This window comes from uncultured Arthrobacter sp., assembly GCF_947495145.1.
GTDB lineage: Bacteria > Actinomycetota > Actinomycetes > Actinomycetales > Micrococcaceae > Arthrobacter_D.
In genome coordinates, this window is record NZ_CANLXP010000020.1 from 25,161 (window position 1) to 49,084 (window position 23,924).

The window sequence follows — 23,924 nt, forward strand, 5'->3', positions numbered from 1 at the left end:
GTTCCAACAAGACCCACCTTGCGCCCGATGAGACCGCCAAATCCGCGGGAATTCCGGGCATTAGTGCGGCGCACTGCACCCCCGCTGGTTCCTGCGTCTGGTGCGAATGTCCGCATCAGGTCATGTCCGCAATAGGGTGCCCTCTCAGCTGGACAAGCTCCACACACGGCACACATGCTGGATTCACCGGCTCGACGGCGAGCAGGATCGCGTCACACGCAACTGACGGAAGGGAACGTCCAGTGAAGAAGATCATCGGCGCAGCCGCAAGTCTCCTTGTCGCAGCAGCAGTTCTTGCGCCGGCAACCCCGGCAGTGGGAGCAGCAAGCTGGGATTGGCCGAAGACGGTAACAGCAAGCTGGGACTGGCCGAAATAAGACCAACTCCCTAGCGTTTCAGCGCTTCGGCAACGGAGCTGTGGAACACCAACAGACTCGCCCCAGCGGGGGTAACCATTAGCCCGAAGGAGGATGCCATGAGTCAGCTGACAGCAGTTCGAACCGCCTCACGAACAGCACTCAGCGCTCAATGGTGGCATCTTTCCACTCATGCAGGCGGCTTCGATGTAGCGGACGGCATCATTGGAGACCTGGTTACCCCGCTGGCGGCGCAGGCCCAAGTACTGCGGGCCGCACGATGGTTCTACACACGCAGTGTGGAGCCATCTTCTACTGTCCAGGTGCGGCTGCACATCCTGGCGCAGCCCGGCACCATTGAACGATTGCAAACCGTGCACCAGGTTCTGCTGAAGCGCAACAGCGGCGCGTTGGCCGCCCTGCCGGCCCGCCAATCAGTTTCGACTCCGGCCACCCACGGCTACTATCTTCGCGGCATCGAGGATGCCGATCCCCAGCTCGAGGCCGAGTTGTTCAAGTACGGCGGCGTTGACGGCCTGCAGCTGGCAGAGGAAGTTTTCGAACTTTCATCGGAGCTCGCGGCATGGGGAACACAGCGCTTCTCCAAAATGCACAGCCGGTCAGCGTTCGCCGCCCTTGTCCTCTTCGATTCCGCCCGAAGCATGATGAGGGGTTCGCGATCGGCAAGCTGGGCCGATCGCCGCCGAATCTCCTGGGAGTACTACTGGGACAGCCACCTGAAGACCTGCACACCGGATCTCGGTGCACGCGGGCCCGCTGTTCGCGAAGCCATGATGAACCAAATCAATGCCAAAGCTCCGGCGTTCCAGAGCCTCATGGCGGCAACGGCGGCTGAATCGGCCGTCCACAATTGGCGGCGCCGGTGGTTCCGCGCGCTGGACACCTACCTGTACCGCGCGGACAAGGCACGTGTAAGCCGCAGCGCTCAGCACCTGACGGTCCATCAGGCACACATGACTCTGAACCGCCTGGGTTTCAGCTCGCGTGAAGAAGCAGTGCTTGGCCTGTATGCCCGCACGTGGAGCGTTGATCGTGAACGAGCCCTGTTCAACCGAAACTGACTACGTCCTGCTCGATCGTTATCACCGAAGACGGGAAAGGAAAGTGCAGCATGGCACACAACAAGGATGTCATCCTCGCCGTAAACGCACACGACCTGAGCGAGGCACTTGGATGTTCGCCGGATACCGTGGAGGATCTCCGCGGGATGGGTGTGATCGCCTCCCAGGGAGAGCTGTGGGAAGTTGGCGCCGCCAGAGACTATCTTCGCGACGCCGCCTGGGCCGACAGCCTGTGGCACTAGGACATCAGCACCGCGACCAATTCTGATGCATGGATCAAAGCCCGAGCCCTGAGGGGTCCGGGCTTTCTTCATGCAGCGGCAGATGCGCTACTTCGGGTCCAGCACACCGCTGTCACGAAGCCGGCTGATCAGGGAGCTGAGCTCGATTCGGAGGGTAGTGCCCTTCTCCGTGAACAGAGCGTCCTCGAGAGCGCGAGCTTGCTCCAGGGCGCGGCTGCCGGCAGCCGTCAACGAATGCGTGTCGTCCTTGATCTCCACGAATCCCAGCTGCGTCAGCTCAGCGAGTGAACGTTCGGTAGCGGAATCCGGCAGCAGGCACTGGGTTGCGATCTCCGATGTGGCTGCGCCGGGCAGCTCGACGAGGCCGCTCAAAACGGAAAGATCGAGTGGAGTCAGTCCCAAATCAGCCAACTGGGAGTGAAGGTGCTCCTGTACAAAGTGCGCAGCTGTGGTGAGCATCAAGCGGGTGGAATGCGTTTCCACTGGAGTGCCGTCGTCGTTCAGGGCAGTTGTGCCGGAAAATGCAGTCGAGGATGTCAGGTCGGCGTCGGAGACAGGCGTGGTCTGAGTACTGGGGTCCGGAGCGGTGGCCATAGGGTCCCTTAGAGATGAGAAATTCCGTAGCCACTGCTTGACCGAAAAACGATCATAGTATGGCTTCGCGCAGTCGCAAACTTGTTCGGGCAGTTCATTCCTGTGCTGAACGGAACCCAGGGCCCTAGGGTTGGGCCATGGAGAAAATCAGGACGGCCCTCATCGGATTCGGGTTGGGGGGTCGGGTTTTTCATGCTCCCTTCGTCAGCGCCGGCAGCCGCTACTCGCTTGATGTGATCGTGACGTCCAATGAGGACCGTATTGCTCAGGTTGAGTCCCAGTACCCGGGCACCCGGATTGTCCGCACCGTCGAGGAGCTGTGGCAGCAGACGGATCAGCTGGACCTCGTCGTCGTGAGCACGCCTCCGGCCACCCACGCGCAGTTGGCGGAGCGGGCGCTGAAGGCGGGCGTCGCCGTCGTCGTCGATAAGCCGTTCGTGGTGAATTCTGCCGACGGTGAGCGGCTCATTGAAGTCGCAAGGGAAGAGAATCAACTGCTCACCGTGTTCCAGAACAGGCGCTGGGACGGTGACTTCCTGACCGTGCGGAAACTGCTCGAGGAGGGCAAGCTGGGCACCGTGCGGCGGTTCGAATCACGAATGGAAACCTACAAGCCGCTGGTCACCAAGCCGTGGAAAGCCAAGAGCGGAGCGGACGAGGGCGGCGGCATCCTCTTTGACCTGGGCCCGCACCTGATCGACCAGGCGCTGCAGCTGTTCGGGGACGCGGAACTCGTGCACGTGGAGCGGGCGGCTCACCGCGAAGCCGAAGGACCTGACGACGACGTCTTCCTGGCGTTGCGGCATTCCTCGGGCGTCATAAGCCACCTCTGGATGAACGCGCTCGCACCGCAGGCCGCACCGCGGTTCCGGGTCACCGGGTCGAAATCGGCCTACACCAAGTGGGGAACGGACGTGCAGGAGCTTGCCGTCGACGCCGGAATGTTGCCCAGCGACCCGGGCTACGGTGTGGAGGACAAGCTCGCGTGGGGGCTGCTCGGGTTTGACCAGGAGGCAACGCGGCAGCCCACCGAGAACGGGAACTACCCGGCGTTCTACGACCTCCTTGCGACGGCGCTGCAGAATGGCGGCCCCGTTCCCGTTGATCCGGCGGACAGCCTGCGCACCCACCGGATTATCGAGGCCGCACACGCGGTCTAGACGAGCTGGTGCCAGTCCTCGGTGAGTTTGAGGCCGTGTGCCTCCGACACGGAGGAGTGGGCAACGGCGCCGCCGGCGATGTTGAGCCCGTGCGCCAACGCGGGGATCGCCTCAAAGGCGCCGCGTACGCCCTTGTCTGCCAGCGCTACGGCGTAGCGGAGCGTCACGTTGGTCAGCGCGTAAGTGGAGGTGTTCGGCACGGCGCCAGGCATATTACCCACGCAGTAGAACAGCGACTGGTGAACGGTGAAGGTGGGATCCTCATGCGTGGTGACGTGCGAATCCTCGAAGCAGCCACCCTGGTCCACAGCGATATCGACGAGGACGCTGCCGGGCTTCATGCGGGAAACCATGTCGTTCGTGACCAGCTTCGGCGCCTTTGCCCCGGGAATGAGGACCGATCCGATCACCAGGTCGGCATCCAGCACCGCGCGTTCGATCTCGAAGGCGTTGGACACGATGGTTCGGATACGGCCGGCGTATTGGGCGTCCAACTCGCGCAGCCGTGCGATGTTGATGTCCAGAACGGTGACATCCGCACCGGTGCCGACGGCCATCGCGGTTGCGTTGGTTCCCGCAACACCCGCGCCAAGCACAACCACCTTCGCCGGGCGCACACCCGGCACACCGCCCAGCAGCAATCCCGGACCTCCCGACGGCGCGGTCATCACCTGCGCTCCCACCTGGACTGACAGCCGGCCCGCCACCTCGGACATGGGCGCCAGCAGGGGAAGGGCGCGCCCGTCCTGGACCGTCTCATAGGCAATGGCGGTCACGCCGGATTCCATCAGGGCATGGGTCAGCTTCGGTTCAGCCGCAAGGTGCAAATAGGTGAAGAGAACAAGGCCCTCCCGGAAGCGGTGGTACTCCTCCGCAATCGGCTCCTTGACCTTCAGTACCATGTCGGCACGTGCCCAGAGGTCATCAGCGTCGTCGACGATTTCCGCCCCTGCGGCCACGTACTCGTCATCGGTGATGTTGGACCCAACGCCGGCCGACCGCTCCACCAGGACCGTATGGCCGTGGGTGCGGAACTCGTGCACCCCGGAAGCCGTGATGGCTACGCGGAACTCGTTGTTTTTCACTTCTTTGGGGACGCCGATGATCACGGGATTCTCCGTCTGCGCTCGAGTGCTTGAAGTCGATCACGAAAGTGTTGATCAACAGGCTTGTGGCCCGTTGCCTCAAGGATACGAGCGCTTCTCTCGCGAGGACAGGGCGGAGGCCGCCCTTCCCGGCGGGTGGGGTCGGCGACGGAGCGCGCCGTCGTCGTCGTCGGTCTTGCTTTCCGCGCCCCGCCACGGATGCGCCCATGTTGTGACCGGTGTCACTAGCATGTTGCCCGTGCGCACTCCAGTCGACAATTGTCGAGTTGTGGGGCGCCAAGTGTCGTCGTCGCGGTCCTAGGATGATTCAGTGCAGACAACGCAGGTGGAGCTCGAGGTAGAGCGGATAGCCGTACGGCTGGGACGCGGGCTCTCCCTGGAGGACCTCGACGGCGTGCTCCTCGCGTACAGCAGCCACCAGTCCTCCGCCGACCGCGTGCGCGTCAACTTCCTGCTGAGCAAGAAGGTGCCCGAAGACGTCAGCGCGTGGCAGCTTCAGCACGGCATTACGACGGCAGTGCGCCCGGTTGCGGTCCCGGCCAACCCTGAGCTGGGGATGTTCGGGCGGGTGTGCGTCCCGCTGCTGGTGCGCGGTTTCCGGGTGGGTTACCTCTGGGTGCAGCAGGACGCCGCTGAAGATTCCGCCGCCCACATCCTCAAGCAGTTGCCCGGAGTGCGTGAGGACGTCGACCGGCTGGCTGCGCTGCTGCTGGAGGACAACACAGCAGGTTCCGAGCACCGCACCCGCCGGGAGAGGATTTTCCTCGCAGCTGCCGCCGGTGACGGCCAGGCGCTGGAAGAGTGCGCGGGGTGGCCGGAACTCGACGGCACCTCGCCGTGGCACCTTGAGGTTCTGCTGGACCGCCGGTCGGCGCCAGGGGAGGTGGGAGCCGATGACGGAACCCTGGCCCGGCGCACCGCCGCCCTGCAGGCGACAGTGGGAGCGGATGCCGTCGTCTTCAGCGCGGCCGAGGCAACGCACGCAGTCCTGCTGGTCCGCAGCGGCGCAGGCACAGCTGAGCTGGCGACGCTCCGGCGTCGTTATGCTGACCGGCTGGCGACCGTCGCGGGAGCACCGGGAGTACCCCTGATGAGTGGAGCAAGCGAACCTTTCGGCACTCCCGACGGGCTTGCGGGTGCGTATGTGCAGGCGCGCTCGGCGGTGCAGGCGGCCGCCGTCGACCCGTTGCTTGGGAATGCCGTGCACTACCGGTCGATCGGCGTGTATCAGTTCCTCGCGGGAGGCGGCTGGCAGGCTTCGTCGCCGCGTTCGGTCTACTTTGCCGAACTGGAGGACTACGACCGTAACGGCGAGCTTCTTCCCGTTCTGGAGCTCTTGTTCGACAAGAACGGATCGGTGCAGGACGTGGCGGCGCAGCTTCACCTGCATCGCAGCAGCGTTTACAACCGGTTGTCGCGGGTCCGTTCAGTAATCGGTGCTGATCCGCTGAGCGGGCCCGTCCGGCTCGAGCTGCACCTGGCGCTCAAGGCACGCCGCTGGTCAGGGCGCCCCCGCCTCTGACTTCTTCTGCGCGGCGAGCCAGGCGTCAATCGCATCGCGGCTGATGCGTCGATGGGTTCCGCGGTACTCCACCGGGATCACGCCCGCGTCGGTCAGGTTCCGAAGGTACGTGTGGGAGATCCCGGCGGCTTCGGCGGCCTGCGATGTAGTGAGCGTTTCCGCGACTGAGGAGACGGTCACGGAGTCTCCTGCCGCCAGACGTTGCAAGAGGTCGACGACGGCATCCTTCGCTTCATCCGGAAGCTTGATGGCGGTGCCGTCCACGAAGACGGTGACGTCGTCATTCTCCGCCAGTGTCCGCGCCAGTGACCGGCGCTGAAGGTCGGGTAGGGCGGGGGCAATGCGCGAGCGGGGTCGGATCATAAACCTATTCTGCCCATCCGTCTGGTCATCCACACGGGAAACTTCCCCAAAGAGCGTTCGAACGCTATCGTTATGGAACCTTAACTAAGCTAGCTTGGTGGTTGCTATCCGCATCCACCGCGGTTGAAGGGTGACAAACAATGACGATTATCAACCCGGACCCTCGAAGTACCACGCTGCCTTCGACGGGACAGTTGGCCGAGCGGGACAGCGCTTTGCCCTGGTGCGAACGGTGCGGAACCGACGAGTTCCTCATCTACGAAGAGTTCGTTCCCGCCCGTGTTTCCTCTGAAGGGCGGGATCTATTGGCTGCCAGCGTCAGCTACTCCTGCTCTGTTTGCGGTTCTTTCAATGGACACCAGGTCCCCCCGATGTGGAGTCCGCCGCACTGGTTCTGGTACAGCTGAACCCCCTTGAGTTCGATCCAAGCAAAGTTCGATCCACGAAACGCCTCCGTCTCCACGGGGGCGTTTCTGTTGGCCTCTCAGCTAGCCCCGTCCGATGAACGGCATCCCGCTGGCGGTCATCACCACCGTGCCGATGCTGGCCGACGCCGGTAGTTGCGCCATGTGCAGCACCGTCCGGGCCGCTTCCTCCACCGGGAACGTGGGTTCCACCCGCCGGGAGCCGTCCGCCTGCAACGCACCCTCGCCAACGCCGAGCGTGTCCATGAGGGACGTGGAGGTATTCCCGATGTCAATCTGGCCGCAGGTGATGCCGTGGGCGCGACCGTCGAGTTCGATCGACTTGGTCAGCCCCGTCATTGCATGCTTGGTTGCCGTGTACGCCACCGACCGCGGGCGCGGCGAGTGGGCGGCGATCGAGCCGTTGTTGATGATGCGGCCGCCCTGCGGATCCTGGTTCTTCATGGTGCGGAATGCCTCTGCCGCGCAGAGAAATGAGCCGGTGAGATTGGTGGACACGGTGGAGTTCCACTCATCGACGCTGATCTCGTCGACCGCACCCGCAGGACCATACGTGCCGGCGTTATTGAACAGCAGGTCAAGCCGGCCCCAGCGCTCGCGGACCTGCGCGAAGAGCCGTGCGACGTCGTCGGGCCGGCTGATGTCGGTGGGCACAGCAAGGGCGAGCCCCCGCCCTTGCGCGGTTTCTTCGAGCGGTTCCCGACGGCGCCCGGCCAGGGCGACTGCCCAGCCTGCGTCCAGAAGTGCGTGTGCCACCGCACGACCGATGCCGGACCCGGCGCCGGTAACGACGGCGACGGGCGGGTGTTGGAGCGACGGCTCGTTCATGTCGTTGAAGTCCACCTTCCCTGTTGGAGTTCCCATCTTTGCAGGCCCTCGCCCTATAGTAATGGAAATAAAGTTCCGTCTAGCGAAATAGGGTTTGGCATGGTTGCTGATCAGGGGATTGTGGGTTCGGGTACCGGTGGGGATTCGGATCCGGAGGAGACGGCTGAGTGGGTTGAGTCGTTTGATCAGCTGGTTGATGTGCGTGGATCCGAGCGTGCCCGTGAGGTTTTGGGGCGTCTGCTCGCGCGTGCCGGCGGCCGGTCGGTGGGTCTTCCCAGCGTTGTAACGACTGACTATGTGAACACCATTCCGGTTGACGAGGAGCCTGAGTTCCCCGGCGATGAGGAGATCGAGCGGAAGTACCGGGCGTGGATGCGGTGGAATGCTGCGGTCATGGTGCACCGTTCGCAGCGCCCGGAGATCGGCGTCGGCGGTCACATCTCCACCTACGCCGGTGCGGCGACGCTGTATGAGGTCGGGTTCAACCACTTCTTCAAGGGCAAGGACCACCCAAGCGGCGGGGATCAGATCTTCTTCCAGGGGCACGCGTCCCCGGGCATGTATGCGCGGGCGTTCCTGGAAGGCCGGCTCACCGAGGAGGATCTTGACGGGTTCCGGCAGGAGAAGTCCAAGGCCGGTCACGCGTTGTCCTCGTACCCGCACCCGCGGTTGATGCCGGAGTTCTGGGAGTTCCCCACGGTGTCGATGGGTATCGGGCCGATGAACGCCATCTATCAGGCCCAGTCCAACCGGTATCTGCAGAACCGTGGGTTGAAAGACACCAGCGAGCAGCAGGTGTGGGCGTTCCTCGGCGACGGGGAGATGGACGAACCCGAATCCCGCGGCTTGTTGCAGCTGGCAGCCAATGACGGGCTGGATAACCTGAATTTCGTGATCAACTGCAACCTACAGCGCCTGGACGGGCCGGTCAGGGGTAACGGGAAGATCATGCAGGAACTCGAGGCGTTCTTCCGGGGTGCGGGCTGGAACGTGATCAAGGTCGTCTGGGGCCGGGAGTGGGATGACCTGCTTGAGAAGGACACCAGCGGGGACCTGGTGAAGATCATGAACGAAACCGCTGACGGGGACTACCAGACCTACAAGGCTGAATCCGGTGGGTTCGTGCGCGATCACTTCTTCGGTAAGACCCCGGCCACGAAGGATCTCGTGGCGGACATGACCGATGACCAGGTGTGGGGCTTGAAGCGCGGCGGGCATGATTACCGCAAGGTCTACGCCGCATACAAGGCAGCCACGGAATTCAAGGGCAAGCCCACCGTCATCCTCGCGAAGACCGTGAAGGGCTACGGCCTCGGCCCCCACTTCGAAGGCCGCAACGCCACCCACCAAATGAAAAAACTCACTCTCCAGAACCTCAAAGACTTCCGCGACCTTCTCCGCATTCCCATTTCAGACGAGGCGCTGGAGGCTGATCCGTATGCACCGCCCTACTACAACCCGGGCCCTGAGGCGAGCGAGATTCAGTACCTGCTGGACCGGCGTCGTGCGCTGGGTGGGTTTGTTCCGGAACGCCGTACACGCGCGGCGTCCGTGGAGCTGCCGGGGGACAAGGCCTACGAAGCGGCCAACCGGGGTTCGGGAAAGCAGCAGGCCGCGACCACTATGGCGTTCGTGCGGCTTCTGAAGGACCTCATGCGGGACAAGGGTCTGGGGTCGAGGATCGTTCCGATTGTGCCGGACGAATCCCGAACCTTCGGAATGGACGCCTTCTTCCCGACCGCGAAGATCTACAACCCGCACGGCCAGAACTACCTTTCCGTTGACCGGGACCTGGTCCTCGCCTACAAGGAGTCGCCCGCCGGTGCAATCCTGCACCCTGGAATCAACGAGGCCGGTGCGGTGGCCGCCTTCACCGCTGCCGGCACCGCCTATGCGACGCACGGCGAGCCTCTGATCCCGATCTACGTCTTCTACTCCATGTTTGGATTCCAGCGGACCGGCGATTCCTTCTGGGCCGCGGGGGACCAGATGACCCGCGGGTTCATCATCGGCGCCACCGCAGGGCGAACCACCCTCACCGGTGAAGGCCTGCAGCACGCCGACGGACACTCCCCCATTCTGGCCTCCACCAACCCCGCCGTTCTCACCTACGACCCCGCCTACGGGTACGAGCTCGGAATCATCATGCGAGCCGGGCTTGAGCGAATGTATGGTGTGAACTCCCCAGACCGCAATGTCATGTATTACCTGACGGTGTACAACGAGCCGATCATCCAGCCGCCGCTGCCGGAGGGGCTGGATGCCGACACGGTGGTGCGCGGCATCTATCGGTTGAAATCAGGAAACGACGACGGCGGCCGGCCGAAGGCGCAAATTCTCGCCTCAGGTGTGGCCGTGCCGTGGGCGCTTGAGGCGCAGGAGCTTCTTGCGGACCACTGGGGCGTCTGCGCCGATGTCTGGTCCGTGACCTCATGGACTGAGCTGCGACGGGATGCCCTGGCCGCAGAGGAAGAGGCATTCCTCAATCCCGGCGCCGAAACCCGCGTCCCGTTCGTCACGCAGCAGCTCGGCGAAGCGCCGGGGCCGATCGTCGCCGTCACGGATTACATGAAGGCGGTCCCCGACCAGATCCGGCAATTCCTCCCACAGGACTTCGCCACCCTGGGCGCGGACGGCTTCGGCTTCTCCGATACCCGAGCCGCCGCCCGACGGTACTTCAAGATCGACTCGCACTCCGTCGTCGTACGCACCCTTGAACTCCTCGCCAAGCGAGGCGAGGTCGACTCGGACGCACCCCGCCAGGCAATCGAGAAGTACTCACTCCTCACCCTCCCCTGACATCGAGTTGGCAGGACACGCCCCTTATCCCGTGGCTAAAGGGGTGTGTCCTGCGAACTCAACGGGTGGATTACATGGAACGTCATGTTCGTGCCCGGGAAATGCCGGTGTGCCTACACTGGCCGAGGTCATGAGTGCCAGCGCCAAGCCCCGGCTTGCTGGCCAGCAACCCTCCAGCTGCGGTGGGGTGCTCCGGGTGAGGACCTGGCCGCCCGGCACCAGCCGGACGGCAAGCGCGGCCCGCGGTGCTCCCACCACGCCGGGCCCATGCCAAAGGAGCCTTGAATGTCCAACCAGTGGTCTTTCGAAACCCGCCAGATCCATGCCGGCCAGGAGCCGGACAGCGCCACGGGCGCCCGCGCCCTGCCGATCTACCAGACCACGTCATTTGTCTTCCCGAGCGCCGAGAGTGCGGCCAACCGATTCGCGCTTGCCGAGCTGGCTCCCATTTACACCAGGATCGGGAACCCCACCCAGGAAGCCGTTGAGCAGCGGATCGCCAGCCTGGAAGGCGGACTGGGTGCCCTGCTGCTCAGCTCCGGTCAGGCAGCGGAGACCTTCGCCATCCTCAACATTGCAGAGGCCGGCGATCACGTCGTCGCCAGTCCGAGCCTCTACGGCGGTACCTACAATCTGCTCGCCCACACCCTGAAGAAGTTCGGCATCTCCGTCACCTTCGTGGCGGACCCGGACAACCTCGATCAGTGGCGGGACGCTGTGCAGCCCAACACCAAGCTATTCTTTGCGGAGGTCGTGTCCAACCCACGCCAGGACGTGCTGGATATTGAGGGCGTGTCCCAGGCCGCGCACGACGCCGGCGTGCCCCTGATCGTAGACAACACCCTTGCCACCCCCTACCTCATCCGGCCCCTCGAGTGGGGTGCGGACATCGTTGTCCATTCGGCCACCAAATACCTGGGCGGCCACGGCGCCGCCATAGCCGGCGTGATTGTCGACTCAGGGAAGTTCGACTTCGGTGCGGACCCCAACCGTTTCCCCGGCTTCAATACGCCGGATCCGACCTACAACGGCCTGGTGTACGCCCGTGATCTCGGTGCCGATGGCGCGCTGGGAGCCAACCTGTCTTACATTCTGAAGGCCCGGGTCCAGCTGCTGCGGGACCTCGGCTCGGCGGTGTCACCTTTCAACGCGTTCCTGATTGCGCAGGGGCTGGAAACCCTGAGCCTGCGCATGGAGCGGCACGTTGCCAACGCGGCCGAAGTAGCCCAGTGGCTGGAAGCGCGCGAGGACGTCGAATCGGTCGCCTACGCCGGGCTGCCCTCCAGCCCCTGGTACGAGCGCGGACGCAAGTACGGTCCCCAAGGAATCGGGGCCATTGTGTCCTTCGACCTGGCCGGCGGCGCGGAGGCCGGCAAGCGCTTCGTGGATGCCCTTGAGCTGCACTCCCATGTGGCGAATCTCGGCGACGTGCGATCACTGGTGATTCACCCGGCGTCGACCACCCACAGCCAGCTCTCGCCTGAGCAGCAGGAAATCGCGGGGGTCAGGCCCGGTTTGGTGCGGTTGTCCGTGGGAATCGAGCACATCAATGACATCCTCGCGGACCTGGAGGCCGGGTTCAGGGCAGCCAAGGAGGCAGCAGACGCCTGAGGGGATCGTTCTCAGGAGCGCGCCCAGGCGAGCAGCTTGTCCAGCGGCCACGTTGTAATGATGCGGTCAGCGGGCACGCCGTTCGCTTCGGCGCGCTGTGCTCCGTATTGAAGGAAATCGAGCTGGCCGGGAGCGTGTGCGTCGCTGTCAATGCTGAAGAGGCAGCCGGCGTCGAGCGCGAGCTGGATCAGGTCATCCGGCGGGTCCTGCCGCTCCGGCCGCGAGTTGATCTCGACCGCCACGTCATTCTCGGCGCAGGCCGCAAAGACCTTCTCGGCATCGAACTCCGATTGCGGGCGCTGCCCCCGGGAGCCCTGGACCAGACGACCGGTGCAGTGGCCGAGGACGTTGGTGCGGGGGTCGCGGATGCCGCCCAGCATGCGCGCGGTCATGGTGCGCCGGTCTGCCCGCAGCTTGGAGTGGACACTCGCGACGACGATGTCCAGCCGGTCGAGCATCTCCCGCGACTGATCGAGTGTTCCGTCCTCAAGGATGTCCACCTCGATGCCCTTCAGAAGACGGAAGCCGTCGCCGTCGTCGTCGTTGATCCGGTCCACGAGGGAAAGCTGATCGGTCAGGCGCTCGGCGCTCAGGCCGTTCGCGATCTTCAGGTTGGGGGAGTGGTCGGTGAGCGCGAGGTATTCATGCTTGAGGGCGCGCGCGGCGTCCACCATGAGCGGGACCGGACTGCCGCCGTCGGACCAGTCGCTATGGCTGTGGAGGTCACCGCGAAGGAGTGCGCGTAGTTCTGATCCGCCGTCTGCAAGATCCTCCTTCGATCGCTCTCGGAGATCCAGGAGGTAGGCCGGAACCTCGCCGTTGAGGGCCTGGGAGATGACCTCGAAGGAGCGCGCTCCGATCCCTTTCATCCGTTTGAGCCGGCCGTCGCGGGCGCGTTGCGCGAGCTCGTCGGGCTCCAGATCGGCGATTGCCGCGGCGGCTTTGCGGAAGGCTTGCACCTTGAAGCTCGGAGCCAGTTCCCGTTCCAGCCAGAAAGCAATCTCGTTCAGTGCAGCGGTGGCATCCATGCGCCCATCTTCCCCCATGCATGCTGCTGTAGGCAGTTCTGCACAACCAGATCTATGATGTGATCCAGATAACGCTTGACAGGTCACATGTGATCGGGGCTACAATAAATTCGGAATAAAGATTCCACGATATAGAAACCGACAAGGTTCCTTGACTATCGCCGGAAACATCGAGTCAAATCGAATTCGTTCGAGGGTAAGGGTGTTCAGCGCTGGCGATAGCGCGTTAAAGAAAGCTGACACCCATGCGTCTTGAAACCCTCAACTCCTGTTCCCCTGCGGACGCCTCCGCGCAACTCACACCGTGCGTCGACATCCCCCGCTGGGTGAACGCCATCGTTGATGCCCGGCCGTTCTCCTCTGAGGCTGACCTGATTTCCTTCGCCGAGAAGGCAGCGCACCCGTGGACCGAAGCCGAGATTGACGGCGCACTGGCGCACCACCCCCGCATCGGTGAACGCGCCTCCGGAAGCACCACCGAAGCCACCATGTCGCGCGGCGAACAGGCCGGCGTAAGCACCGCCGTCGAAACCCAAACCGCGCTCCTCGAGGGCAACCGCGCCTACGAGGAGAAGTTCGGGCGGGTCTTCCTGATCCGAGCCGCCGGGCGCAGCGCCGACGACATCCTCGCTGCGCTCGACGAGCGCCTGCACCACACACCCGAGCAGGAGCTGGGCATCATCGCCGGGCAACTGCGCGAAATAGCCATCCTTCGACTCAAGGGGGTCCTTGCAGCATGAGCCGCAGCCACGTCACCACCCACGTGCTCGACACCGGAACGGGACGCCCCGCCGTCGGCATCGCTGCACGGCTGCACCGGCAGGCTCCTGACGACTGGGAGGAAGTGGCGCAGGGAACCACCGACGACGACGGCCGCATCACTTCCCTGGGCCCGACGGCTCTGGAGGCGGGCACCTACCGGATCGACTTCGAAACCGGCCCCTACTTCGCCGCCACCGGCACCGAGACGTTTTTCCCTTCCGTCTCCCTGATCTTTGAACTTACCGACCCGGCACAGCACTACCACGTGCCGCTTTTGATTAGTCCCTTCGCCTATTCCACCTATCGAGGAAGCTGACAATGACGACACCAACCATCGAAACAAACGCGACCACCAACAGCACACCGGGTAACAGCGGCCGCATCATCTTGGGCCGCAACCAGTACGGCAAGGCCGAGTGCCGGCTCGTGAAGATCACCCGCGACACTGCCCGCCACCAGATCGAGGACCTCAACGTCACCTCGCAGCTGCACGGCGACTTCGAAACCGCCCACACCGAGGGCGACAACGGACACGTTGTTGCCACTGACACGCAGAAGAACACGGTGTACGCCTTTGCCCGCGACGGCATCGGCTCCCCGGAGCAGTTCCTCCTGCGCCTCGGCAAGCACTTCACCGAAAGCTTCGACTGGGTCTCCGGCGGACGCTGGGAAGCGGAACAGTACTTCTGGGACCGCATCAGCGACCATGACCACGCGTTTTCCCGCAACAAGTCCGAGACCCGGACGGCCGTTCTGCTCATCGAGAACGGTGTGCGCCACATCGTTGCAGGCATCGAAGACCTTACGGTCCTGAAGTCGACCGGCTCCGAGTTCCACGGCTTCCCCCGCGACCGGTACACCACCCTGCAGGAAACGACCGACCGCATCCTGGCGACCGACGTGACTGCCCGCTGGCGCTATGCACCGGACACCACGGACATCGACTTCAGCGCGGTCTACGAAAGCGTCCGCGGGATCTTCCTCGACGCCTTCGCCCAGACCCATTCGCTGGCCCTGCAGCAGACCATGTTCGAAATGGGCAAGCAGGCGCTCGAAGCCCACCCGGAGATCGAGGAGATCAAACTTTCCCTGCCGAACAAACACCACTTCCTCGTGGATCTCCAGCCCTTCGGCCTGGACAACCCGGGCGAGGTCTTCTTCGCGGCCGACCGGCCGTACGGACTGATCGAGGCAACCGTCGAGCGCGAGCGCGCAGAAGGTTCAAAGAACGAAGCAGCAATCTGGGCCAACATCCCCGGCTTCTGCTGAGAACGGTTGGGACGGGCGCCTGCGCGGCAGGAACGCCGTCCTAACCGCGAACGGCCGGACACCTGCACGTGTCCGGCCGTTCAACCAACCACTCATGTGAGACAAGGAAGTCATACTCATGAAAGCAGTCAGTTCCATGAAACACCAGATCAAGTCCCAGCGTCCCGAGGATGAACGGCTGCCCCTCGGACGATCGTTCGCCTACGGGTTCCAGCACGTCCTCACCATGTACGGCGGAATCATCGCTGTACCCCTCATCGTCGGAACTGCCGCCGGCGTATCCCAGGACGACATCGCCGTCCTGATCGCCTCCTGCCTCTTCGTCGGTGGGGCTGCAACCATCCTGCAGAGCTACGGCGTGAAGTTCTTCGGCTCCCAGCTCCCACTGGTGCAGGGCGTCTCCTTCGCCGGCGTCGCCACCATGACAGCGATCATCAGCGGCGGTGGAGGTCTCCCGACCATCTTCGGCGCAGTCCTCGTAGCCTCGGTGATCGGCCTGGTCCTCGCACCGTTCTTCGCGAAGATCATCCGGTTCTTCCCGCCGGTGGTCACGGGCGTCATCATCACCACCATCGGTTTGACGCTCATGCCGGTTGCCGCCAACTGGGCGATGGGCGGAAACCGGACCGCTGACAACTACGGCAGCCTCACCAACATCGGACTGGCGGCCGGAACGCTGGCGCTGGTGCTTCTCCTCAGCAAGCTGGGCAACGCGGCCATCTCCCGCCTCTCGATCCTGCTCGCCATTGTGGGAGGCACGGTCATCGCCGCACTCCTGGGCCTGGCAGACTTCTCCAACGTAGGCAACGGCGCCATCTTCGCCTTCCCGCAGCCGTTCGCGTTCGGGTGGCCGGTGTTCGACATCGCAGCCATCATTTCGATGACCATCGTGATCCTTGTCTGCATGACGGAGACGACGGCGGACATCCTTGCCGTTGGCGAGATCGCCCGGACGAAGGTCGATTCCCGTCGCATTGCCGACGGCCTGCGTGCCGACATGCTCTCAAGCGCCCTCGCCCCGGTCTTCAACTCCTTCCCTCAGACCGCCTTCGCGCAGAACGTCGGCCTGGTGGCGATCACCGGCATCCGCAGCCGCTACGTTGTCGCCGCGGGCGGCCTGATCATGGTGGTCCTCGGGCTCCTGCCCATCCTGGGACGGCTGGTCGCCGCGGTTCCGACGCCGGTGCTCGGCGGTGCTGGAATCGTCCTGTTCGGCACAGTGGCAGCAAGCGGAATCCGCACCCTGGCGAAGGTGGACTACGAGGGCAACATGAACCTCGTGATCGTTGCAGTAGCGCTTGCCTTCGGCACGATCCCCGTGGTTGCTCCCACGTTCTACGACGCCTTCCCCACCTGGTTCGGAATCATCTTCCACTCGGGAATCAGCTCCGCGGCCATCATGGCAGTGCTGATGAACCTGCTCTTCAACCACCTGAAGGCTGGTAATCCCGAGCGTGCCTCCGTCTTTGTTGCCAGCCCGCCCCGGATGGTGCGCGAAGACGAACTCGCAGCCCTGCAGGACGGCGACAGCTTCCAGAGCGGCAAGCTCGTAGCGGCGGACGGTACGGAGATCCCCGTAGTGACCGCGGCGCAGTACCACGTGGTCAAGGAGAAGCTCGATAACGGCGAAATCACCTGTGTCGAGGACATCCGAAAGATTTGCGACGAGACTCCCGGCCACCAGCACTAGACAGTCACAGCACTGCAGTCACCCGCACCAGAGTTCCCTGCCTGTCTTTCCACGGAGGAGGCAGGCAGGGAACTCGACCTGGATCAGCAGACAGGACCACTGAGCTGACGGCACACCGCCGTCGCCGGTGGTCCTGTGCCGTTTCATCCCCAAGAAACCCCGAAAAACCCGAAATCGGGAAGAGCCGGAAGGAACCGCACATGTCTGCACGAATCTGGATCCGAGACCCCCTCGCCATCTTCACCGCCAACGATTCCGACGCCGGTGGCGGGCTGGTGATCGAGGGCACCACCATCGTGGAGTTGGTAGGGGCGGGGGCGACGCCGTCCGGACAGTATGATTCCGTCTTCGACGCCCGGAGCCACGTAGTACTTCCAGGGCTCATCAACACGCACCACCACTTCTACCAAACCCTCACCCGGGCCTGGGCGCCCGTGGTCAACGTGCCGCTGTTCCCCTGGTTGGTGAACCTCTACCCGGTCTGGGCGCGCCTCACGCCACGCGATCTTGAACTGGCGACGACGGCGGCGCTCGCCGAACTCCTGCTCTCCGGCTGCACCACGGCCGCGGACCACCACTATCTGTTTCCGGACGGCATGGAGGATTCGATCGATGTGCAGGTGTCGGTGGTTCGTAAGCTCGGCATGCGCGCCATGCTGACGCGGGGCTCCATGACACTCGGCGAGGACGACGGCGGCCTGCCGCCCCAGCAGACGGTGCAGGATGCCGAGGTGATCCTGGCGGACAGCGAGAGGCTGATCGGTGAATATCACGAACGCGGCTCAGGAGCGCAGGTCCAGATCGCGCTGGCGCCGTGCTCACCGTTTTCCGTGACGACGGAGATCATGAAAGCCAGTGCTGCATTGGCGGACCTGCATGATGTCCGGCTGCATACGCATCTTGCGGAAACGCTTGATGAGGAGGAGTTCTGCCGGGAACGCTTCGGTATGAGGACGGTTGAATACCTCGACAGCGTCGGATGGTTGGGACCGAGGACCTGGCTGGCGCACGGAATCCACTTCGACAGCTATGAAATTGCGGAACTTGGGGCCGCAGGAGTAGGCGTGGCGCACTGCCCCACCTCGAACATGCGGCTCGCCTCAGGCATTTGCAGGGCGATAGAGCTTGAGGAAGCCGGTGTCGCGGTAGGGCTGGGGGTGGACGGATCGGCATCGAATGACGCCTCCAACCTGATCCTCGAGGCCCGCCAGGCGCTCTATATCCAGCGACTGCGGTACGGGGCGGAGCGCGCTACGCCTGCCCAAGCATTGGGTTGGGCCACACGTGGGTCTGCCGCGGCTCTGGGACGCCGTGATATCGGGGAGTTGGCGGTCGGAAAGCAGGCAGACCTTGCGCTGTATCGCCTGGATGACCTTCGATTCTCGGGCAGCCATGATCCACTGTCTGCACTCCTGCTTTGCGGCGCTGACCGGGCTGACCGGGTGATGATTGCCGGTCAGTGGCGGGTGGAGGACGGCGCCGTCGTGGGGCTGGACCTCGAATCGTTGATTGCGGAACATACGGCAGCGGCACGGCGGCTGGTCGGCTAGTCCCCTTCCGACTCGCCGTTAGCACGTTTATCATCTGTTTCTCATGTGCGTTCCATAGGGTGGAAGAGGACGTTTCCCGCCTATCGGAAGGCCTTGTGGACGCGCAGCCCAGAATTGATGATGGTCCCGGTGCGGGGCGCCGCGCCCTGATTGTCAGCACCTCCCGCGACCGCGGCGCCCTCGCGGCAGCACGGTCGCTGCGTTCCCACGGATGGACGGTAGGCGTCGGCACGCCCGAGGGCAGGGGGATGCTTTGCACGTCGCGGGCAGTCTCTGCCTGCCACATCGTTCCCCGCCCCCGTGGTGATGGCCGGGCGTTCATCGAAGGTGTCCGTGCCGCTGTGGAGTCCGGCGGGTACGACGTCGTTTTCGGCGGCGGTGACGACTGGATGGCTGCGCTCGCAACCTACCGCGATGAGATTCCGACGACGATCGCCCACCCCTCGCCGGAGGCGGTTGAACGGGCGCTGGACAAGGTCCTGCTCGCGGAAAGCGCGGCTCGCGTGGGGCTGGCGGCGCCGCGCACGGTACCGGCCACGCCGGACGCCGTCGCAGACTGGGACGGTCCAGTGGTGGTGAAATCCCGGGCACACTGGTCGCCCGGACAAACGCGCGCCCACCGAATCGAGGCGCGGCTTTTCGAGAGTATGGCCGCCGCGAAGGAGCGCGTCTATCATATGGAAAAGTCCGGCGCTGACCCGCTCCTCCAGGAGCCCATCAGCGGTCGGCTGGGCGCGCTCATCGGGTTCTTCCGGGAGGGACGCCTCGAAGGCAGGGTCCAACAGGAGACCCCGCGGCTCTGGCCCACGCCGAACGGCGCCTCGGCGCGGGCGCGTACCGTGGCCGTCAATCAGGCGCTCGCGGAGAAGGTAGAGGCGCTGCTCACGGACATCGGCTGGTGGGGTCTGGTGGAGCTGCAGTTCCTTACCGACGACGACGGCGTTTCCCACCTCATCGATTTCAACGGCCGGTTCTTCGGGTCGATAGCCCTTACCAATGCTGCCCGCCCTGGACTGGCAGATGCGTGGGGAAGGCTGGCGCTCGGGGAGACGGTGCCGCACCTGACCGACGCACCGGCAGGGTTCCGGTACGCGTGGACGGCGGGGGACCTGCGCCGCGCGCGCATAGAGCGGCGCGGCGGGCTTGTTGCCGACGTCGTTGATACTCTCCGTTGGGCGAGCCTGGCCCAGCACAGTGTGTGGAGCCTTCGGGATCCAGCCCCAACGGTGCACCTGATCACTTCCAGGTTTCTGCGGGACAAACCGGTCACGCTCCGGCCTTCCGCCGCCTAGAGGCAGTGCATCAGCGGCGCCGTGCCGCCCGAAGCATATCGAGCGGCACCCGGCCCTCGGGAGCACGCAGCACAATCAGCCCGAGCGTGTAGGTGCCGCAGACGCCAAGCGCGACGACGGCGGCCGTCACCAGCGCCGGTCCGGCAACGAGGTTAAGCAGGAGAATACCGACAGCGCCCGCGACAACGGCCAACAGCGCCGCGCGCGCCAGGAGGACGAGAGCCGCACGCAAGTCGACGCCGTCGTGCCTGCTTTTGAGAAGCCACGCATTTGCGACTGCGGCAAGGACCAGCGAGGCGCTCGTCGCCAGCGCAATACCGGCAACTCCCATCACCGGTGCCAGCAGAATGTCGCCCACCACGTTGACCACCATGGCGAGAACCGAGATCACCACCGGTGCCTTCGCGTCACCGAGCGCGTACGCGGTGCTCACCACAACCTGCCGGCATCCCAGCGCCAGGAGCGCCGGTGCGTACCAGAGCACGGTGGTGGCGGTGGCTTCGATGTCCTCCCGCGAAAAGGCACCACGGCCGAAGGCCACTTCGACGAGCGGCTCAGCCGCGACCGCCAACACGATGCACAGCGGGACAAGGATGGTCACGGTAACGGAGAGCCCGCGGTTCACAAGCCGTTTGAGCTCCGGGAGGTTGCCCACGGAGGCACTGATTGCCGGGTAGAGCGGCACCAGCAGGGAGGCGATGAGCAGCTGTTCCGGAAGGTTCACCAGCCGCCAGCCGTAGGAAAGCGCCGTGATGGCGCCCTCCTCGAGCGTCGAGCCCACCGCACGGTCCACCAGAGTGTTCACATTCCCGACGGCGCTGCCCACCAGCATCGCCGGGACGAGCACGGCGATCTCGCGGAAGCCGGGATCCTTCAGCTGCAGGCGCGGGCGTACCCGGGTGCCGAGGCTGCGCAGCGGCGGGAGCTGCAGCAGGAGCCGCGCACCGGAACCGACGACGAATCCCACCGCGAGAGCGGTGATCCCATAGCGGGGACCGAAAAGACCGGCGGCCGCGATCATGATCAGGTTGAACGGCACGCCCTGCAGGGATGCCCAGGCGAAGCGGCCGTGTGACTGGGCCAGCGCTGCGAGGAGGTCGGTACCCGCAACCAGCACAGTAGCCACCAGCACAATGCGCGTGAGCGTGGCAGCGGTGGCTGTGGTGTCGGCGTCGAATCCTGGTGCGAGCAGGGAAGTGACCGGGCCGGCGAAGATCGCCATGATGACGCCGCCGATCCCCAGCACCACCATGGTGAGGGTGAAGGCGACGTCGAAGCCGGTATGACCCTTGCAGTTGCCGTCTTCAACCGCTGCTTCCCGGGAGACCACGGGTGTCGCGGAGCGGGCCATCGCGTAGGCAACAAGGCCCAGCACGATGTTCATCAGCCCCTGGGCCACGAGGTAGGCGTCCAGCTCCGCACCTGCCCCGAAGACTGCTGCAATGACGACGTCACGGAGGAACCCCAGGAGCGTGGAAACCGCAGTGAGCCCGGCGACAAGGACGGCAGCCCGGGAGATCGACTTACCCCCGGGTCTGGTCACGAAAACCCACGCAATCCTTCCTCAGCGGCACAGTGCTGTGCCTGCGGGCCAGCGTTGACAGGATACATGCCTCTTTCCAGCACCCACCGGTGCGCGGAAGACTGGTGCCGGTACGCGCCCAACCGACGGAGGTCTAATGAAACTGCAGCTCTCGGCCACAGTGCTCGATTCACCCGACGCGCGAGCGCTCGCCGACTTCTATCGGCGCCTCCTCGGGTGGGAGGCGAAGTTCGAAGACGACGACTGGGTCATGCTCAAAGCGCCCGACGGCGGAGCGGCGCTGTCTTTCCAGACCGAGCCGCAGTACGTCCGACCGGTATGGCCCGCGGGCAGTGGTGACCCGCAGATGTCGATGCACCTGGACATTCACGTGGACGACCTCGACGCCGCTGGTGCGCACGCGCTTGAGCAGGGCGCTGAACTGGCCTCGTTTCAGCCGCAGGAAGGCGTCCGGGTATTTCTCGACCCAGCTGGCCACCCGTTCTGCCTCTTCATTGATTGATCGTTTCCTGCTCCCGGAAAGTAGCTAGCGTGATTCCCCGACGCTGGTTCCATCCGGGCTCCTCTCCTGGATGGTGCGGACAAGATCGGCGTGGGCGTCGTCCGTCAGCGGATACCACTTCATCACAGCGACGGCGAGAAGCAGGACTATTGCTTGGGCAAGGCCGGCGGCAACCCGGATGCCGAGCTCCGCCGTCGCGCTTTGCTCTGTTGCCCCGGAGACGTAACCTCCCCAGGCGAGTGCGAAGGCGGCCAAACCACCGCCGAAAGCCATGCCGACCTTCCGCGTCGAGGCCAGCAGCGCATAGTTGGTTCCGTCGGTGCGGTGTCCTGTCTTCCATTCGCCGTATTCGACGGTGTCTGCAACCAGGGCCCACATCAGAATACTGACGGCAGCTGCTCCCGTCAGTGAGAGGAACATGCCCGCGATCGCGAGCCAAACGAGTTCCGCCGGCGCGGCGAACACGAGAACACTGCCCACCACGCCCAGGAGGCCGCCGGCAACGTAGATGCTCCGCTTCCCCCAGCGCTGGACAAGGCGCGGGGCCACCAGGGCGAGGACAAGCGTGATCACAACCTGGGCGCCGGCGACAAACGCGAACAGTTCCAGGCGGCCAAGCACGTCGCGAAGGTAGAACAGCTTCGCGGTGTTCGTGACCACATTGGCCGTCATGAAGAACAGGGAACTGGCGCACAGAATCTGTAGCGGTACGTTCCGGGTCAGTGTCGCTTGGGCCTGTCGCAGTGTGAGCTTCGGCGCCGAGGCTGGAAGCTGTTCCCGGGTTGCCAGCGCAGTGAACAGGTACAGGAAGGTTCCGACGACGGCGAACGCTGCGGTCAGGATGGTGAGGACGGTTTGGATGTCGGCACCGTTTTCAAACTCCGGTGCAATGAAAATTCCGAGGAAAGCTGTGGTGGCCAGTCCGCCCATCGTCCTGGCGCTCGCCAGCCGGGCGCGGTCGCGGGGGTTCCGGGTGAGTGTGCCAGCAAGTGCCCCGTAGGGAACGTTCACCATGCTATAGGCGAAGCAGAATGCGAAGTAGGAAACGTAGGCGAAAGTTAGGGTGGCGGCGCGGTCGAGAACGTGGATGTGGAACATCGCCATGCACAGGCACAGCGGCACGGCGCCGAGCAGGAGGAAGGGGCGGAACTTACCGAGCCTGCGATGGTTGTTCCGGTCGGCGATCCTTCCGGCGAAGACGTCCGTTCCAGCATTGAAGAGCCCGGCCAGCAGCAGGAGGGTGCCGGCTGCGGCTGCCGGAATGCCTGCGACATCCGTGTAGTAGACGAGCAGGAACATTCCCACGGTGGAGAAAGTCATGCTGTTGGCGATGTCTCCGGTGCCGTACGCCGCGACGCTGATGGACGGAAGCCGCGCAGGAACACTGTGGCCTGTGAGACGGTCGGTCATGATCCCCGCTTCTATGCTCCCTCGGGCTGATCCCGGGCAGCGCATTCGGAAAACGTTTTCTCATCAGCATAACGGTTGCGTGCGGCAACGGTTGAAAATCGACCGGGGATGGAAGGGCCCCAGACGGTGCTAAGGACCAACTGGTGCAGGTCAGCGGGGGTCGGGGAGGTTCAGGTGGCACCCTGCTCGGCATGGCGTGCCGCCGTCTCGATCCGTTCCCAGTGCTCAGCCCACTCCTCGGCGCTGCGCTGCGGCATGTTCGGATCGTCCGGTCCGCGCCCCGTGGCGCCGTCGAGCTGTTCGCGGAGGATGTCCGCGTGGCCGAGGTGCTGCGCGGTCTCCACGCACATGTGTACGAGTATCTGGTGCAGCGTCACCTGGCGGCGTTCCGGTGACCACCACGCCACCTCCCCGACGGCGTCGAGCGGCAGCGCCTCGATGGTGGCGTCAGTGTGCGCCGCGGAGAAGTGGTGGAGCTCGATGATCTCCTCCCGGGTCTCCTCCGCGGTGAGCCACAAATCGGCTTCCGGGGCGGCGTCGTCGTCGAACCAGGGCAGGTCCCGGCCGCTGGGCCGGTTGAAAACCTCGCCGAAGTATCCCAGTTGCACGCTGGCGACGTGCTTGACCAGGCCCAGCAGGTTGGTGCCCGTGGGAGTGAGCGGACGGCGCGCGTCATAGTCGCCAAGGCCTTCCACTTTGGCAAGCAGGTCGGCGCGGCGCAGGCGCAGGTAGCGGTGCAGAACCTCTTTGTCATTCATGGGTGGCACTCTACTGGCTGCCACCGACAGGA

The 23,924-nt window shown here is 64.5% G+C and carries 22 protein-coding genes and 1 riboswitch; of the genes, 14 read left to right on the plus strand and 8 right to left on the minus strand.

Going from position 1 to position 23,924, the window contains the following annotated elements; all coding sequences use genetic code 11:
* Positions 1 to 242 precede the first annotated feature (242 nt).
* The 3 genes from Q0877_RS13660 (at position 243) to Q0877_RS13670 (ending at position 1,680) form a co-directional block, all read left to right on the plus strand.
* Entirely contained in the window at positions 243 to 377 is a 135-nt protein-coding gene (locus tag Q0877_RS13660; RefSeq protein ID WP_299168723.1) for a hypothetical protein, read from the plus strand.
* A 98-nt stretch (positions 378 to 475) separates the two neighbouring features.
* Positions 476 to 1,438 (plus strand): lantibiotic dehydratase C-terminal domain-containing protein, encoded by a 963-nt coding sequence (locus Q0877_RS13665; protein WP_299168726.1) that lies wholly within the window; start codon positions 476 to 478, stop codon positions 1,436 to 1,438.
* A 50-nt stretch (positions 1,439 to 1,488) separates the two neighbouring features.
* Entirely contained in the window at positions 1,489 to 1,680 is a 192-nt protein-coding gene (locus tag Q0877_RS13670) for a hypothetical protein (RefSeq protein ID WP_299168729.1), read from the plus strand.
* A gap of 87 nt (positions 1,681 to 1,767) precedes the next feature.
* Here Q0877_RS13670 and Q0877_RS13675 read toward each other — a convergent pair whose 3' ends face one another.
* Positions 1,768 to 2,274: a MarR family winged helix-turn-helix transcriptional regulator gene (locus Q0877_RS13675; RefSeq protein ID WP_299168731.1), complete on the minus strand. Its 507-nt coding sequence runs from the start codon at positions 2,272 to 2,274 to the stop codon at positions 1,768 to 1,770.
* Positions 2,275 to 2,411: 137 nt separating this feature from the next.
* Here Q0877_RS13675 and Q0877_RS13680 point away from each other — a divergent pair, with 137 nt between their 5' ends.
* Positions 2,412 to 3,434, plus strand: coding sequence for a Gfo/Idh/MocA family oxidoreductase (locus Q0877_RS13680; RefSeq protein WP_299168732.1), 1,023 nt, complete (start codon positions 2,412 to 2,414; stop codon positions 3,432 to 3,434).
* On the opposite strand, the gene ald is transcribed toward Q0877_RS13680, so the two are convergent.
* A complete protein-coding gene (gene ald, locus Q0877_RS13685; RefSeq protein WP_299168734.1) occupies positions 3,431 to 4,543 on the minus strand; it encodes an alanine dehydrogenase in 1,113 nt (370 codons plus the stop codon). The two genes, Q0877_RS13680 and ald, sit on opposite strands and share 4 nt — an antisense overlap.
* Positions 4,544 to 4,850: 307 nt before the next feature.
* Between ald and Q0877_RS13690 the strand changes: the two genes are divergently transcribed.
* On the plus strand, positions 4,851 to 6,062 hold the full coding sequence (locus Q0877_RS13690; protein ID WP_299168737.1) for a CdaR family transcriptional regulator: 1,212 nt from the start codon (positions 4,851 to 4,853) through the stop codon (positions 6,060 to 6,062).
* On the opposite strand, the gene Q0877_RS13695 is transcribed toward Q0877_RS13690, so the two are convergent.
* Together Q0877_RS13695 and Q0877_RS13700 are read right to left on the minus strand one after the other, a co-directional pair.
* Positions 6,042 to 6,425, minus strand: coding sequence for a helix-turn-helix domain-containing protein (locus Q0877_RS13695; protein WP_299168739.1), 384 nt, complete (start codon positions 6,423 to 6,425; stop codon positions 6,042 to 6,044). The genes Q0877_RS13690 and Q0877_RS13695 overlap by 21 nt on opposite strands.
* A 488-nt stretch (positions 6,426 to 6,913) precedes the next feature.
* A complete protein-coding gene (locus tag Q0877_RS13700; RefSeq protein WP_299168804.1) occupies positions 6,914 to 7,678 on the minus strand; it encodes an SDR family oxidoreductase in 765 nt (254 codons plus the stop codon).
* A gap of 99 nt (positions 7,679 to 7,777) precedes the next feature.
* Here Q0877_RS13700 and aceE point away from each other — a divergent pair, with 99 nt between their 5' ends.
* Together aceE and Q0877_RS13710 are read left to right on the plus strand one after the other, a co-directional pair.
* Positions 7,778 to 10,477, plus strand: a complete 2,700-nt coding sequence (aceE, locus tag Q0877_RS13705) for a pyruvate dehydrogenase (acetyl-transferring), homodimeric type (protein ID WP_299168741.1) — start codon at positions 7,778 to 7,780, stop codon at positions 10,475 to 10,477.
* 126 nt (positions 10,478 to 10,603) lie between these two features.
* Positions 10,604 to 10,719: riboswitch (SAM riboswitch) on the plus strand.
* 43 nt (positions 10,720 to 10,762) lie between these two features.
* Positions 10,763 to 12,088: a bifunctional o-acetylhomoserine/o-acetylserine sulfhydrylase gene (locus Q0877_RS13710; protein WP_299168742.1), complete on the plus strand. Its 1,326-nt coding sequence runs from the start codon at positions 10,763 to 10,765 to the stop codon at positions 12,086 to 12,088.
* Between the two features lie 11 nt (positions 12,089 to 12,099).
* Here Q0877_RS13710 and Q0877_RS13715 read toward each other — a convergent pair whose 3' ends face one another.
* Entirely contained in the window at positions 12,100 to 13,116 is a 1,017-nt protein-coding gene (locus tag Q0877_RS13715) for a PHP domain-containing protein (protein WP_299168744.1), read from the minus strand.
* Between the two features lie 245 nt (positions 13,117 to 13,361).
* On the opposite strand from Q0877_RS13715, the gene uraD reads away from it, so the two are divergent.
* From uraD to Q0877_RS13745, 6 genes are all read left to right on the plus strand, one after another.
* Positions 13,362 to 13,856 (plus strand): 2-oxo-4-hydroxy-4-carboxy-5-ureidoimidazoline decarboxylase, encoded by a 495-nt coding sequence (gene uraD / locus Q0877_RS13720; RefSeq protein ID WP_299168745.1) that lies wholly within the window; start codon positions 13,362 to 13,364, stop codon positions 13,854 to 13,856.
* Positions 13,853 to 14,194 carry a hydroxyisourate hydrolase gene (gene uraH, locus Q0877_RS13725; protein WP_299168748.1) on the plus strand — a complete coding sequence of 114 codons (342 nt, stop codon included), beginning with the start codon at positions 13,853 to 13,855 and terminating at the stop codon, positions 14,192 to 14,194. The genes uraD and uraH overlap by 4 nt, the downstream gene beginning before the upstream one ends.
* A 2-nt stretch (positions 14,195 to 14,196) precedes the next feature.
* A complete protein-coding gene (gene pucL, locus Q0877_RS13730) occupies positions 14,197 to 15,147 on the plus strand; it encodes a factor-independent urate hydroxylase (protein WP_299168750.1) in 951 nt (316 codons plus the stop codon).
* Positions 15,148 to 15,265: 118 nt separating this feature from the next.
* Entirely contained in the window at positions 15,266 to 16,837 is a 1,572-nt protein-coding gene (locus tag Q0877_RS13735; protein WP_299168753.1) for a nucleobase:cation symporter-2 family protein, read from the plus strand.
* Positions 16,838 to 17,037: 200 nt separating this feature from the next.
* Complete coding sequence (locus Q0877_RS13740) at positions 17,038 to 18,387, plus strand: 8-oxoguanine deaminase (protein ID WP_299168755.1); 1,350 nt, start codon at positions 17,038 to 17,040, stop codon at positions 18,385 to 18,387.
* Positions 18,388 to 18,482: 95 nt separating this feature from the next.
* The gene (locus Q0877_RS13745) at positions 18,483 to 19,679 is read left to right on the plus strand and encodes a hypothetical protein (protein WP_299168758.1); all 1,197 of its coding nucleotides are present in this window, start codon (positions 18,483 to 18,485) and stop codon (positions 19,677 to 19,679) included.
* A gap of 10 nt (positions 19,680 to 19,689) precedes the next feature.
* Here the strand turns inward: Q0877_RS13745 and murJ are convergent, their stop codons facing one another.
* Positions 19,690 to 21,222 carry a murein biosynthesis integral membrane protein MurJ gene (murJ, locus tag Q0877_RS13750; RefSeq protein WP_299168761.1) on the minus strand — a complete coding sequence of 511 codons (1,533 nt, stop codon included), beginning with the start codon at positions 21,220 to 21,222 and terminating at the stop codon, positions 19,690 to 19,692.
* A gap of 136 nt (positions 21,223 to 21,358) precedes the next feature.
* Between murJ and Q0877_RS13755 the strand changes: the two genes are divergently transcribed.
* Complete coding sequence (locus tag Q0877_RS13755) at positions 21,359 to 21,724, plus strand: VOC family protein (protein ID WP_299168764.1); 366 nt, start codon at positions 21,359 to 21,361, stop codon at positions 21,722 to 21,724.
* A gap of 24 nt (positions 21,725 to 21,748) precedes the next feature.
* Here the strand turns inward: Q0877_RS13755 and Q0877_RS13760 are convergent, their stop codons facing one another.
* Positions 21,749 to 23,134 carry a glycoside-pentoside-hexuronide (GPH):cation symporter gene (locus Q0877_RS13760; RefSeq protein WP_299168767.1) on the minus strand — a complete coding sequence of 462 codons (1,386 nt, stop codon included), beginning with the start codon at positions 23,132 to 23,134 and terminating at the stop codon, positions 21,749 to 21,751.
* A 170-nt stretch (positions 23,135 to 23,304) separates the two neighbouring features.
* Positions 23,305 to 23,892 carry a DinB family protein gene (locus tag Q0877_RS13765; protein WP_299168770.1) on the minus strand — a complete coding sequence of 196 codons (588 nt, stop codon included), beginning with the start codon at positions 23,890 to 23,892 and terminating at the stop codon, positions 23,305 to 23,307.
* Positions 23,893 to 23,924: the final 32 nt, after the last annotated feature.